The organism is Crenobacter luteus, from assembly GCF_004345725.1.
In the GTDB taxonomy this organism is placed as follows: Bacteria; Pseudomonadota; Gammaproteobacteria; order Burkholderiales; family Chromobacteriaceae; genus Crenobacter; species Crenobacter luteus.
In genome coordinates this window covers 24,248-35,883 of the sequence record NZ_SLXG01000016.1, presented here as the reverse complement: position 1 = coordinate 35,883, position 11,636 = coordinate 24,248, and the positions used below count along the sequence as shown (strand labels likewise).

Genomic DNA, 11,636 nt, shown 5'->3' with positions numbered 1-11,636 from the left:
TGGCGCCGCGGCCTTATTGCTGCTGCGGTTGGCCGAGCAGCGTCTGCAGTTCGCCGGACTGGAACATCTCGAACATGATGTCCGAGCCGCCGATGAACTCGCCGTTCACGTACAGCTGCGGAATGGTCGGCCAGTTCGAGTAATCCTTGATGCCCTGGCGGATCTCCGGGTCGGCCAGCACGTCGACGGTGACGAAGTCCTCGCGGCCACAGGCGGCCAGGATCTGCACCGCACGCGCCGAGAAGCCGCACTGCGGAAACTGGGCCGAGCCCTTCATGAACAAAACCACCGGATTGTCGGTGACGGTTTGGCGGATGGTGTCCTGCACGCTCATCGGGAACCCTTTAACGGAAGGTTGAATACTTGACTGTTTCAATGGGTTATTTTAGGGCGCGCGCGGCGGGCCGGTCAAATCCACGCCGCGCGCCGGCGCTGCGCTCAGCCCTTGCGCGTCAGCGCGGCGGCGAAGAAGCCGTCGGTGTCGTGCTTGTGCGGCGCCATTTCGAGGAAGTCGCCGGTGTCGAGCGCGACCTTGTGCTCGGCCAACAGCGCGCTCATCGGCACCAGCTCGAACTCGGGATGCGCGGCGAGGAAGGCGTTCACCACGTCGCGGTTCTCCAGCGGCAGCACGCTGCAGGTCGCGTAGACGAGGCGGCCGCCGACCTTCACCAGCCGTGCGGCGCTCTCGAGGATGTTCTTTTGCATCGCGTTCAGGCGCGCGACGCTCTCGGGGCTCTGGCGGAACTTGAGGTCCGGGTTGCGGCGCAGCGTGCCGAGGCCGGAGCACGGCGCGTCGACCAGCACGCGGTCGGCCTTGCCCGCGAGGCGCTTGATGCGTGCGTCGTTCTCGTGCGCGATCAGCTGCGGGTGCACGTTCGACAGCCCCGAGCGCGCCAGACGCGGCTTGAGGTTGGCCAGGCGCTTTTCCGACACGTCGAAGGCGTACAGGCGGCCGGTGCTGGCCATCTGCGCGCCCAGCAGCAGCGTCTTGCCGCCGGCGCCGGCGCAGAAGTCGACCACCATCTCGCCGCGGCGCGCGCCGGTGATCAGGCCGAGCAACTGGCTGCCCTCGTCCTGGATCTCGAACGCTCCCTCGAGGAACAGCGGGTGGCGGTTCAGCGCCGGCTTGCCCTTCATGCGGATGCCGAGCGGCGAGTACGGCGTCGGCCCGGCGTCGAAGCCGCCGGCCTTGAGACTCTCGAGCACCGCGTCGCGCTTCATCTTCAGCGTGTTGACGCGCAAGTCGAGCGGCGCCGACTCCATCAGGCCGCGCGCGAGCGCGCGGATCTCGGCCTCGTCGTCGATGCCGAGGCGCTCGATCACCCAGGCCGGCAGTTCGGTCTGGCCGGCGAGGTCGAGCTCGGGCGTTTTGCCCTTCAGTTCGATCACCCACTCGCGCTCGCCCTTGGACAGCGCCTCTTCGAGTTCGCGCAGGTTCATGCCGCGCACGCGGGTCAGCGTCGCCAGCGCGAGCTTGCGCGCCGTCGGGTGCGGGCCGCACAGCGCGCTCATCTGTGCGTAGCGGCGCAGGCAGGCGAAGGCGGTCTCGGCGATCAGGTGGCGGTCCTGCGCGCCGAGTTTGGCGTTCTCGCGGAAGTAGGCCGACAGGACGGCGTCGGCCGGGCGGTCGAAGGCGGTCAGCCGCGTGATCACTTCGGCCAGGTGTTTCAGTTGCGTCGGTTTGAGGCTCATGGGTCTTCAGTCGTTCTTGGCCGGCAGGTCCCAGACGGACTTGCCGTTGATGTCGATTCGCGTGGCGTGCTGCTCGATGCGTTTGTTCTTGTCGATGCGCACGATCTTGACCGGCAGGTTGTTGAGCTCGGGCGCCAGCCAGAATTCGGTCAGTTCGTCTTCGTGCCGGCTTTGCACCACCAGCACGGTCAGGCCGTTCTCGTCCGGGTAGCGCGTCTGGCCGGCGAGCCGGAGCGGGTAGCGGTAGACCTTGCGGCCGTTGGTGAGCTGCACGGTGTCGCCGAGGTCGGCGCCGCCGGTGACGGCCAGTTGCCAGGCCATGCTCAGCAGGTCCTGCGCGCCGCCGGCGAGGGGCGCGTCCTGCTTTTCCTTGTCGCGGTCGCCGTAGACGAGGCGGCCGGCGTCCCAGTCGAAGGTCGCGCTCTCGCGTTCGTCGCTGTCGCGCCAGGCCTGGTAGCGTTCGGGCACGAGGCCCTGGGCGCCTATCCGGCCCTCGGAACGGTAGTGGAGGTCGGGGCCGATGAAGGTGCTCAGGTAGGCGTCGAGGCGGTAACGGCCAGCCTCAGCCTGCCAGCGGACGTTGCCGCCGGTCGACAGTCTGCCGTAATACACGCGATAACGCACGGCGATTTGCGAGGGAAAGCGTCCGGGCTCGACTAGGTTCTGGCCGGTGGTGGCCGTTCGCGGCGGGTCGGCGTCGGCCGGCGCGGCGCCGACCGCTTCGTGTTGCGGCGTCTGGCGCACCGCAACCGGGGCCGACGCCTCGTGCCGGGCCGCAGCGTCTCCGGCGGTGGAGGCGTCGCGTTTCGCCGCCGCCCGCGCTGGGCGGGCCGGTGCGGGCTCGGCCGGGCCGGCGGCGGGTAAGGCCCCGGGCGGGGAGGGCGCCGCCGGCGTTTCGTCCAGCCGCTGCGCCGCCAGCGTCGCGGTGATCGGCGCGAGCCGCTCGGGCGGCGTCGGCAGCGCGATGTCGGGCAGCCAGTCGCCGCCGCCCAGCAGCAGCGCGTGGACGGCGAGCGAGACGGCGAACGCGAGGACGAAGAGGCGCAGGCGGCGCATGGCGACGGTGTCAGTCGGCGACCAGCAGGCGCTCGGCCGCGTCGACGGCGGACAGGTCGGCCGAGCCGTCGGCGCCGACCGCGACGCGGCCGGCGGCGAACCACGACACCACGCGCGGGTAGAGCACGTGTTCGAGCGTCAGCACGCGCGCGGCGAGCGCGTCTTCGCTGTCGCCGGGCAGCACGCGCACCACGCCCTGCGCGAGGATCGGGCCGTGGTCGAGCTCGGCGGTCACCAGGTGCACGGTGCAGCCGGCGATCAGGCAGCCCTCGTCGATCGCGCGTCGGTGGGTGTGCAGGCCGGGGAAGGCCGGCAACAGCGACGGGTGGATGTTGATCAGCCGGCCGGCGTAGTGGCCGGTGAAGCCGGCGGTCAGGATGCGCATGAAGCCGGCCAGCACGACGAGGTCGGGCTGGTAGCGGTCGATCGTCTCGATCAGCGCGGTGTCGAACGCGTCGCGCGAGTCGAAGCGCTTGTGGTCGAGCACGGCGGTCTCGATGCCGCGTTCGGCCGCCCACGCGAGGCCGGCCGCGTCCGGGCGGTTGCTGACGACGGCGGCGATGCGCGCGCCCGGGATCCGGGCGTTGACGATGGCCTGCATATTGGAGCCGCGGCCGGAAATCAGGATGACGATGTTTTTCATGGTCGATGCGGGCGATGCGTTGGACGGGGACGACGCGAGGTCTTGCCCCGCCCTTATAAACGAAAAGCGCTGCCGCCGCGAGGGCGAACAGCGCAAGAGGGGCGACGCGGGCGCGCTTTACGCGACTTGCGTCTGGTGTTCCTCGCCGTCGCGGGCGCGGATCTGGCCCAGGCGGTACACGGTCTCGCCGGCGGCGGACAGCTTGGCGGCGGCGGCCTCGGCGTGTTCGGCGGCGACGATCACCACCATGCCGACGCCGCAGTTGAAGGTGCGCACCATCTCGGCGAACTCGACGTTGCCGGCGGCCATAAGCCACTGGAACAGTTTCGGGAAGGTCCACGCCGACTTGTCGATCTGCGCGACGACGTTGTCCGGCAGCACGCGCGGCACGTTCTCGGTGATGCCGCCGCCGGTGATGTGGGCCATGCCCTTGACCGGCAGCTCGGCCATCAGCGACAGCAGCGGCTTGACGTAGATGCGGGTCGGCGCGATCACCGCCTCGCGCAGCGTCGTCTCGCCGTCGAACGGCGCGTCGAGGTCGGGCTTGGCCAGCTCGATCACCTTGCGCACCAGGCTGTAGCCGTTCGAGTGCGCGCCGTTGGACGCCAGGCCCAGCACCACGTCGCCCGGCACAATGTCGCGGCCGGTGATGACCTGGCTCTTCTCGACCACGCCGACGGCGAAGCCCGCCAGGTCGTATTCGCCGACCGGGTACATGCCCGGCATCTCGGCGGTTTCGCCGCCGATCAGCGCGCAGCCGGCCTGCTCGCAGCCGGCGGCGATGCCGCGGATCACCTCGGTCGCCTGCGGGACGTCGAGCTTGCCGCAGGCGAAGTAGTCGAGGAAGAACAGCGGTTCGGCGCCCTGCACCAGGATGTCGTTGACGCTCATCGCGACGAGGTCGATGCCGACGGTGTCGTGACGGTTCCAGTCGAAGGCGAGTTTCAGCTTGGTGCCGACGCCGTCGGTGCCGGAGACCAGCACCGGCTCCTTGTATTTCTTGCTGATTTCCACCAGCGCGCCGAAGCCGCCGAGGCCGCCGAGGACTTCGGGGCGCATGGTGCGTTTGGCGAACGGTTTGATGTTTTCGACGAGCGCGTCGCCCGCGTCGATATCGACGCCGGCATCGCGGTAACTGAGGGTTTGCGTGCTCAAGGTGGACTCCGCAAAGAGCGATCGGGGTGGAAACGCGCGGCGACGGCACGGGAGCGTCCCGGTCGCCAAGTGCCTGTATTTTAATGGGACGGGGTTTCCCCGAGTAGCCGGGAAACCCCGCGTGCGCGTGGCGCGCGCGGTTTCGCCGAATTGCCCTTGCGCGTAGAATGGCGTTCTCGACAGAAGCCTTGCATCGCCCGCCGTCCGGATGGATCAACTCGTTCTCAATCTCACGCCCGAACCCCTGCCCGCCTTCGACAGCTTCGTCGCCGAGCGCAACCGCGAGGTGGTGACCGCCCTCATCGACCCGCAAGCCGAGCGCTTTTTGTACCTGTGGGGCGAGCCGGGCAGCGGCAAGAGCCACCTGCTGCAGGCGTGGATCGCGCACGCCGAGGCGCTGGGGCGCGCGTCGATCTACCTCGACGCGCGTGTCGACCGGCTGCCCGAGTTCGCGCGCGAGGCCAGTTTCATCGCCGTCGACCACGTCGACGAGCTGCACCCGGACGACCAGATCACGCTGTTCTCGATCTACAACTCGCTCAAGGAAGCCGGCGAAGGGCGGCTCCTGATGGCCGGCCGCCGGCCGCCGATGGCGCTGGCGCTGCGCGACGACTTGCGCACCCGCATCGGCTGGGGGCTAGTGTTCGAGGTCAAGCCGCTGTCGGACGACGACAAGCTCGCCGCGCTCGCGCGCCACGCCGAGAGCCGCCAGCTGGCGATCCCCGACGACGTGTTCCGTTACCTGCTGACCCACTGGCGGCGCGACCTGGCGAGCCTGGTCGACATGATCGACCTGCTCGACCGCTATTCGCTGGCGCTGCGGCGTCCGATCACCGTGCCGCTGGTGAAGAATATCCTGCAAACCACTTCGAGCCCATCATGAACCTTGCGCTTTTCGACCTCGACAACACCCTGATCGCCGGCGATTCCGACGTGGAATGGCCGCGTTTCCTGATCAAGCAGGGCCTACTGGACGCCGACGTCTACCACGCGCGCAACGACGCCTTCTACGAGCAGTACAAGGCCGGTACGCTCGACATCCACGAATTCCTCGAATTCGCGCTGACGCCCCTGGCGCGCTTCGACCGCGCGCGCCTGGACGCGCTGCACGCGCAGTACATGGAAGAGCACATCAAGCCGATCATCCCGCAAAAGGCGCGCGACTTGCTGGCCGCGCACAAGGCCGACGGCGACGTGGTGATGATCATCACCGCGACCAACCGCTTCGTCACCGGCCCGATTGCCCGCGAACTGGGCGTCGAGCACCTGATCGCGGTCGAGCTCGAAGAAGACGGGAACGGCAACTTCACCGGCCGTCCGACCGGCGTGCCGAGCTTCCAGTCCGGCAAGATCACGCGGCTGGAAGCGTGGTTGGCCGAGCGCGGCGAGAGCCTCGCGTCTTACGACAAGGTGTTCTTCTACAGCGATTCGCGCAACGACCTGCCTCTGCTGGAGAAGGTCACCCACCCGGTGGCGGTCGACCCGGACGAGGTGCTGCGCGCGACCGCAGAAGAGCGCGGCTGGCCGGTGATCACGCTGCGCGACTGATCCCTTCCGGTGCCGGGCGGCCGCCGCGCCGTCCGTCCTGTACCCCTTCGCGGGGCCGGCGCTGTAGCTGTCCGGCCCCGTCGCGGAGTTCTACCCTGATGGACAAACTCGAAGCCTTCCTGAGCCGCGCCGAGCAGTTGCTGGCGCGCCTCGAGCCCTTGCTGCCGCCGGCGGTGCCGGAGCCCGACTGGTCGGCGCACGCCTTCCGCTGGCGCCGCCAGGGCCTGGCCGGCTGGCTGGAGGCGGTGCGTTCGCCGCACACCATCCGCTTGTCGTCGCTGACGCGCGTCGACCATCCGAAGCGCGAGCTGATCCGCAACACGCGCCAGTTCCTCGCCGGCCGGCCGTACAACAACGTGCTCCTCACCGGCTCGCGCGGCACCGGCAAGTCGTCGCTGGTGAAGGCGCTGCTGGCCGAGTTCGCCGGCGAGGGCCTCAGGCTGATCGAGGTCGACAAGGGGCATCTGGTCGACCTGCCGCTGATCGTCGACGCGGTGCGCGAGCGACCCGAGCGCTTCATCCTGTTCTGCGACGACTTGTCGTTCGAGGACGGCGAGGACGCGTACAAGGCGCTGAAGACCGCGCTCGACGGCGGCATCGCCGCGCAGTGCGACAACCTGCTGGTGATGGCGACCTCCAACCGCCGCCACCTGTTGCCCGAGAAGATGAGCGAGAACCTCGCGTCGCAAAACGTCGACGGCGAGATCCACCCGGGCGAGGCGATCGAGGAGAAGGTGTCGCTGTCCGACCGCTTCGGCCTGTGGCTGACCTTCTACCCCTTCGACCAGGGTGCCTACCTCGACGCGGTCGCCGCCTGGCTCGCGCACTACGGCCTCGCGATGGACGAGGGCGCCGAGCGCGCCGCGCTGCAGTGGGCGCTGACGCGCGGCGCCCGCAGCGGCCGCGTCGCCTACCAGTTCGCGCGCGACTGGGCCGGCCGCGACGAGGCGGAGCGCAAGCCCTTGATCCCCGGGGCCGAGGCATGAGCCGGATCGTCGAGGTGGTCGCCGGCACGCTGATCGACAAGGACGGCCGTTTCCTCTTGGGCAGCCGGCCCGAAGGCAAGCCCTACGCCGGCTACTGGGAATTCCCGGGCGGCAAGATCGAGCCGGGCGAGGCGCCGTTCGCGGCGCTCAAACGCGAGTTCCACGAGGAGCTCGGCATCGACGTCGAGGAAGCCACGCCGTGGCTGACCAAGGTGCACGTCTACGAGCACGCCACCGTGCGGTTGCGCTTTTACCGCGTGTGGCGCTGGACGGGCGAATTCGAGATGCGCGAGGGGCAGACCATCGCGTGGCAGACGCCGGGCGCACTGACCGTCGGTCCGATGCTGCCGGCCAACGGGCCGATCCTGAAGGCGCTCGAGCTGCCGCCGCTGCTGCCGATCAGCTGCGCGCACGAGGTCGGCGAGGAAGTCATTCTCAAACGGTTGGCCGAGGCCCCGCCGGCGGCGGTGCTGGTGCGCGAACCGGGCTACACGCGCGAGGCGCTGGCGCGCTTCGTCGTCGAGGTCGCCGCGCGGGTGCGCCCGGCCGGCGGCCGGGTGTTCGTCAACGCCGATCCGGCCTGGCTTGCCGGGCTGCCGGTCGACGGCGTGCACCTTTCCGAGGCGCGGCTGATGGCGGCGGACAGCCGCCCCGACTTCGCGTGGGTCGGCGCGTCGATCCACGGCGCCGAATCCAAGGCGAAGGCCGAGGCGCTCGGCGTCGACTACCTCTTGCTCGGCCACGTCAAGGCGACGCCGACGCACCCGGGCGCCGCGCCGCTCGGCTGGGACGGCTTCGAATGCCGGCTCGCCGACGGCTGCCCGCTGCCGGTGTACGCATTGGGCGGCCTCGCGGCGGCCGATTTGCCGGACGCGTTCGCACACGGCGCGCAGGGCGTCGCGCTGATGCGGGGGGCGTGGCGATGACGCGCACGCAACTGAAATGGGGCGCGATCGGCGTCGGGCTGCTCGTCGTCGCGGCGCTCAAGTTCCTGCTGATCAGCTGGTACTGGCAGAAGGACGGCGACGCGGTCGCGGCCGAGCCGCTCAACTGCGTGCCGCAGCAGGGCTGCGAGCTGCCCGGCGGCGGCCGGCTGCTGTTCACGCGTCCGCCGCGCCAGGAGGCGCCGTTCGAGATCCGCGTCGACGGCGTGCCGGGCGAGCCGCCGAGCGCCGAGTTCGCGATGCCGGCGATGGACATGGGCTTCAACCGCTACCGCTTCGTCGCCGACGGCGGCGGCTGGCGCGCGACGGTGACGCTGCCGGTGTGCGCGACCGGCGCGCGCGACTGGCTGATGACGCTCGAGGCCGGAGGACGGCGCTACACGGTGCCGTTTAGGACGCAGTAGGGAGGAAGGGGCGCGATGCGAACAGGCTCGGCCAACCTCGATAAGGTTGGCCGAGCCTGTTGACGGTGGGGGCGGCGGCTCAGCCGACCAGGCTGGACAGCGCGATGCCGGCGAAGATCGCGGCGCCTACGCGGTTGTTGTCGAGGAAGGCCTTGAAGCAGCGCGCGCGGTCGCGGCTGGCGACGGCCGGGTACTGCGACAGCGCCAGGGCGGCGGCGGCGGCGAGGCCGGCGTAGTAGGGCCAGGCGAGACCGGCGACGTGGCCGACCACGCCCATCAGCGCGAGGAAGACCGCCTGGCAGGCCATCACCGCGGCGACGTCGTAGTCGCCGAAGGTGATCGCCGAGGTCTTGATCGTGCCGAGCTTGAGGTCGTCCGGCTTGTCGACCATCGCGTAGGCGGTATCGTAGGCGACGGTCCAGAACGCGCTGGCGACGAGCGTCAGCCAGGCGACGAAGGGCACGTGGTTCTGGATCGCGGCGAAGGCCATCGGGATGCCGAAGGCGAACGCGATGCCGAGGTAGGCCTGCGGGATCGGGAAGAAGCGCTTGGTGAACGGGTAGCTGGCGGCGAGGAAGGCCGCCGGCAGGCTCAACAGCAGCGTCAGCGCGTTGAGCGGCAGGATCAGTAGCAGCGCGGCGAGCGTCAGGCCGGCGGCCAGCAGCAGCGCCTCCTTCTTCGTCACCGCGCCGCGCGCGAACGGACGGTTCTTGGTGCGTTCGACCGCGCCGTCGAAGTCGCGGTCGGCGTAGTCGTTGACCACGCAGCCGGCCGAGCGCATCAGGAAGGTGCCGGCGGTGAAGATCAGGAACAGCGTCCAGCCCGGCCAGCCGCCGGCGGCCAGCCACAGCCCCCACCAGGTCGGCCACAAGAGCAGCAGCGTGCCGATCGGCTTGTCGATGCGCATCAGCTGCGCGTAGACGGCGAGGCGTTCGCGAAGGTCGAAGGTGGCGGTCGGAGTCATGGCAGGAAGTCGGCGAGGGCGGGCAGGAAGGCTTCGCACAGGAGCAGCGATTCGCCTTGCATCGTGAAGCGCGAGCGGCGTGCCGGGTAGCGCGGCGCGGCGTGGCGCGCCTGGCGCACGACGGCCGGGTAGAACGGGTGGCGCGCGTCGAGCTCGGCGTAGCGCAGCGGCGCGCGCGCGAGCGCCGGCAGCTCGCCGAACAGCGTGAGGCCGAGCGAGCGCGTGCCGCGCGTCAGCACGCTCTTCCACACCGGGCAGCCGAGGCGGGCGGCGCTGCGCGCGACCACCACCGGCGTGTCGTCGAGCGTCAGCACGACTTCGCGCACGGTGCCGATGCTGCCCCGGGGCAGCGCGAACGCGGCGCTCTCCTCGTCGAACAGCGGCGCGCTGCCCTGGAAGCGCACGACGACGTCGAAGCGGTGGCCGGTGGCGAGCAGCCGCTCGGTCAGCGAGCCGGCCTCGGTCAGGTACGGCAACACGGCCGCCGGGACGGCCGGGGGCGCATCGCCCCAAAAGGTGGACGGATTCATGGCGCGCATTATGCCAAAGCCGCCGGGGCGCTGTCCCACGGCTTTGCCCTAAGGTTATCAATTAGAAAAACATCATGTTGGAAACGCTCATCTGGCTGATCGGCTATTACCTGGCCGGCGAATTCCTGGCGCGCAGCCTCGCGCTGCCGCTGCCGGGCTCGGTGCTCGGCATGCTGCTCTTGTTCCTCACGCTGTGCGTGCGGCGCGGCGTGCCGCTCACCCTGCGTGAGCATGTGCCGCCCTTGATGCAGCACCTGTCGCTGCTGTTCATCCCGTCCGGCGTCGGCGCGGTGCTGCTGTCGGCGCGGTTGGCCGAGCACGCGGCGGCGCTCGCCGTGGTGCTGACGGTCTCGACGCTGGCGACGCTGCTCGCGTCCGCCTGGCTGCTGCGGCGGCTGCTCGCCGGCCATCCGCTGCTGGCGGACGCGCCCGCCGACGAGGAGGGCGCATGAACCTTTACGAGGGCTGGCAATACCTGAAGAGCGCGCCGCTGTTCGGCCTGCTGCTGACGCTGCTCGCCTACCGGATCGCGCTCGCGGTCAACCGTCGCGCCGGCGGCAAGCCGCTGCTGCACAGCGTGTTCGTCGGCGTGCTGCTGGTGGTCGTCTTTCTGCTGGCGGCCGGCGTCGATTACCGGACCTATATGCAGGGCGCGAGCGTCGTCTACTGGCTGCTCAGCCCGGCGACGGTGGCGATGGCGGTGCCGCTCTACCTGAACCTCGCGCGGCTCAAGCGCGCGTTCGCGCCGCTGACGGCGACGCTGCTGGTCGGCGCGGTGGTCGGCGTCGTCAGCGCGGCGGGGCTCGGCCAACTGTTCGGCCTGCCGCGCGAGCTGGTGCTGTCGCTGGCGCCGCGCTCGGTGACGACGCCGTTCGCGATCGGCCTGGCCGAGCAGAGCGGTGGCGTGCCCGAGTTCGCCACCGCCTTCGTGCTGATCTCGGGCGTGTTCGGTGCCATCGTCGTCAAGCCGCTGTTCGACCGGCTCGGCCTCGCGCACGACTGGCTGCTGGGCTTCTCGACCGGGTTGGCGGCGCACGGCGTCGGCACTGCGCGCGCCTTCCAGCTCTCCGAGCGCGCCGGCGCGATCGCCGGGCTGGCGATGGGGCTGAACGGCGTCGCGACGGCGGCCCTGCTGCCGGTGCTGCTGCACTGGATGGGCGTGTGACGCTCTGACATGCTAAAGACACGCCGCCGCGCTACAGTGGCGGCAGACCGGAAACGAGGGGGAAGCGAGATGGAACTGATCCTGTGGCGTCACGCCGAGGCCGAGGAAGGGCGCGACGATCTGGCGCGCGTGCTCACCCGCAAGGGCCAGCAGCAGGCTGGCGCGATGGCAGCCTGGCTGCGTCCGCGCCTGCCGGAGGACTACCGGTTGCTGGTGTCCGAGGCGCGCCGCGCGCGGCAGACCGGCGCCGCGCTGGGCAAGCACGCCGAGGTGCTGCCGGCGATCAACCCCGGCGCGAGCGCCGCCGACGTGCTCGCCGCGCTCGGCTGGCCCCGGGTTGAGGGCACGGTGGTGCTGGTCGGTCACCAGCCCTATCTGGGCCGCGTCGCGTCGCTGTTGTTGGCCGACGCCGAGCAGGACTGGAGCGTCAAGAAGGGCGCGGTGTGGTGGATACAGCGGCGCGAGCGCAACGGCGATGCGCAGTGCGTGCTCAGGGTGATGATGACGCCGGGCATGGTCGGCGCCGGCGACTAGCCGCGCGCAGGCGAA

15 protein-coding genes are annotated in these 11,636 nt (G+C 70.3%); 8 read left to right on the top strand and 7 right to left on the bottom strand.

Annotated features, from left to right (window positions below):
- Positions 1-13 precede the first annotated feature (13 nt).
- From grxD to purM, 5 genes are all read right to left on the bottom strand, one after another.
- Positions 14-334, bottom strand: coding sequence for a Grx4 family monothiol glutaredoxin (gene grxD / locus EV683_RS10215; RefSeq protein WP_131862714.1), 321 nt, complete (start codon positions 332-334; stop codon positions 14-16).
- Positions 335-438: 104 nt separating this feature from the next.
- On the bottom strand, positions 439-1,692 hold the full coding sequence (locus EV683_RS10210) for an RsmB/NOP family class I SAM-dependent RNA methyltransferase (protein ID WP_131862713.1): 1,254 nt from the start codon (positions 1,690-1,692) through the stop codon (positions 439-441).
- Between the two features lie 6 nt (positions 1,693-1,698).
- On the bottom strand, positions 1,699-2,748 hold the full coding sequence (locus tag EV683_RS10205; protein ID WP_131862712.1) for a DUF3108 domain-containing protein: 1,050 nt from the start codon (positions 2,746-2,748) through the stop codon (positions 1,699-1,701).
- Between the two features lie 10 nt (positions 2,749-2,758).
- Positions 2,759-3,391: a phosphoribosylglycinamide formyltransferase gene (gene purN / locus EV683_RS10200; protein WP_066613373.1), complete on the bottom strand. Its 633-nt coding sequence runs from the start codon at positions 3,389-3,391 to the stop codon at positions 2,759-2,761.
- A gap of 117 nt (positions 3,392-3,508) precedes the next feature.
- Positions 3,509-4,546 carry a phosphoribosylformylglycinamidine cyclo-ligase gene (gene purM / locus EV683_RS10195; RefSeq protein WP_131862711.1) on the bottom strand — a complete coding sequence of 346 codons (1,038 nt, stop codon included), beginning with the start codon at positions 4,544-4,546 and terminating at the stop codon, positions 3,509-3,511.
- Between the two features lie 208 nt (positions 4,547-4,754).
- On the opposite strand from purM, the gene hda reads away from it, so the two are divergent.
- The 5 genes from hda to EV683_RS10170 all read left to right on the top strand — a co-directional run bounded on the left by hda (position 4,755) and on the right by EV683_RS10170 (position 8,428).
- Positions 4,755-5,429: a DnaA regulatory inactivator Hda gene (hda, locus tag EV683_RS10190; protein ID WP_066613369.1), complete on the top strand. Its 675-nt coding sequence runs from the start codon at positions 4,755-4,757 to the stop codon at positions 5,427-5,429.
- Entirely contained in the window at positions 5,426-6,094 is a 669-nt protein-coding gene (locus EV683_RS10185; RefSeq protein ID WP_131862710.1) for a histidinol-phosphatase, read from the top strand. The genes hda and EV683_RS10185 overlap by 4 nt, the downstream gene beginning before the upstream one ends.
- A gap of 98 nt (positions 6,095-6,192) precedes the next feature.
- Positions 6,193-7,080: an ATP-binding protein gene (locus EV683_RS10180; RefSeq protein ID WP_131862709.1), complete on the top strand. Its 888-nt coding sequence runs from the start codon at positions 6,193-6,195 to the stop codon at positions 7,078-7,080.
- Entirely contained in the window at positions 7,077-8,006 is a 930-nt protein-coding gene (locus EV683_RS10175) for a Nudix family hydrolase (RefSeq protein ID WP_131862708.1), read from the top strand. The genes EV683_RS10180 and EV683_RS10175 overlap by 4 nt, the downstream gene beginning before the upstream one ends.
- On the top strand, positions 8,003-8,428 hold the full coding sequence (locus EV683_RS10170) for a hypothetical protein (protein WP_131862707.1): 426 nt from the start codon (positions 8,003-8,005) through the stop codon (positions 8,426-8,428). Before EV683_RS10175 ends, EV683_RS10170 begins: the two co-directional genes overlap by 4 nt.
- Positions 8,429-8,507: 79 nt before the next feature.
- Here the strand turns inward: EV683_RS10170 and ubiA are convergent, their stop codons facing one another.
- Both ubiA and EV683_RS10160 read right to left on the bottom strand, forming a co-directional pair.
- Positions 8,508-9,392 (bottom strand): 4-hydroxybenzoate octaprenyltransferase, encoded by an 885-nt coding sequence (gene ubiA / locus EV683_RS10165; RefSeq protein ID WP_131862706.1) that lies wholly within the window; start codon positions 9,390-9,392, stop codon positions 8,508-8,510.
- Positions 9,389-9,922: a chorismate--pyruvate lyase family protein gene (locus tag EV683_RS10160; RefSeq protein ID WP_279432280.1), complete on the bottom strand. Its 534-nt coding sequence runs from the start codon at positions 9,920-9,922 to the stop codon at positions 9,389-9,391. The genes ubiA and EV683_RS10160 overlap by 4 nt, the downstream gene beginning before the upstream one ends.
- A 74-nt stretch (positions 9,923-9,996) precedes the next feature.
- On the opposite strand from EV683_RS10160, the gene EV683_RS10155 reads away from it, so the two are divergent.
- The 3 genes from EV683_RS10155 (at position 9,997) to EV683_RS10145 (ending at position 11,621) form a co-directional block, all read left to right on the top strand.
- Entirely contained in the window at positions 9,997-10,374 is a 378-nt protein-coding gene (locus EV683_RS10155) for a CidA/LrgA family protein (protein ID WP_066613353.1), read from the top strand.
- Entirely contained in the window at positions 10,371-11,087 is a 717-nt protein-coding gene (locus EV683_RS10150) for an LrgB family protein (protein WP_131862704.1), read from the top strand. The genes EV683_RS10155 and EV683_RS10150 overlap by 4 nt, the downstream gene beginning before the upstream one ends.
- A 69-nt stretch (positions 11,088-11,156) precedes the next feature.
- Positions 11,157-11,621 (top strand): SixA phosphatase family protein, encoded by a 465-nt coding sequence (locus EV683_RS10145; RefSeq protein ID WP_066613350.1) that lies wholly within the window; start codon positions 11,157-11,159, stop codon positions 11,619-11,621.
- Positions 11,622-11,636: the final 15 nt, after the last annotated feature.

What these genes read in the sequence shown, in the direction of transcription:
- grxD (WP_131862714.1), bottom strand. Translation starts at nt 334, where the DNA reads ATGAGCGTGCAGGACACCATCCGCCAAACCGTCACCGACAATCCGGTG.
- EV683_RS10210 (WP_131862713.1), bottom strand. Translation starts at nt 1,692, where the DNA reads ATGAGCCTCAAACCGACGCAACTGAAACACCTGGCCGAAGTGATCACG.
- EV683_RS10205 (WP_131862712.1), bottom strand. Translation starts at nt 2,748, where the DNA reads ATGCGCCGCCTGCGCCTCTTCGTCCTCGCGTTCGCCGTCTCGCTCGCC.
- purN (WP_066613373.1), bottom strand. Translation starts at nt 3,391, where the DNA reads ATGAAAAACATCGTCATCCTGATTTCCGGCCGCGGCTCCAATATGCAG.
- hda (WP_066613369.1), top strand. Translation starts at nt 4,755, where the DNA reads ATGGATCAACTCGTTCTCAATCTCACGCCCGAACCCCTGCCCGCCTTC.
- EV683_RS10185 (WP_131862710.1), top strand. Translation starts at nt 5,426, where the DNA reads ATGAACCTTGCGCTTTTCGACCTCGACAACACCCTGATCGCCGGCGAT.
- EV683_RS10180 (WP_131862709.1), top strand. Translation starts at nt 6,193, where the DNA reads ATGGACAAACTCGAAGCCTTCCTGAGCCGCGCCGAGCAGTTGCTGGCG.
- EV683_RS10175 (WP_131862708.1), top strand. Translation starts at nt 7,077, where the DNA reads ATGAGCCGGATCGTCGAGGTGGTCGCCGGCACGCTGATCGACAAGGAC.
- EV683_RS10170 (WP_131862707.1), top strand. Translation starts at nt 8,003, where the DNA reads ATGACGCGCACGCAACTGAAATGGGGCGCGATCGGCGTCGGGCTGCTC.
- ubiA (WP_131862706.1), bottom strand. Translation starts at nt 9,392, where the DNA reads ATGACTCCGACCGCCACCTTCGACCTTCGCGAACGCCTCGCCGTCTAC.
- EV683_RS10160 (WP_279432280.1), bottom strand. Translation starts at nt 9,922, where the DNA reads ATGAATCCGTCCACCTTTTGGGGCGATGCGCCCCCGGCCGTCCCGGCG.
- EV683_RS10155 (WP_066613353.1), top strand. Translation starts at nt 9,997, where the DNA reads ATGTTGGAAACGCTCATCTGGCTGATCGGCTATTACCTGGCCGGCGAA.
- EV683_RS10150 (WP_131862704.1), top strand. Translation starts at nt 10,371, where the DNA reads ATGAACCTTTACGAGGGCTGGCAATACCTGAAGAGCGCGCCGCTGTTC.
- EV683_RS10145 (WP_066613350.1), top strand. Translation starts at nt 11,157, where the DNA reads ATGGAACTGATCCTGTGGCGTCACGCCGAGGCCGAGGAAGGGCGCGAC.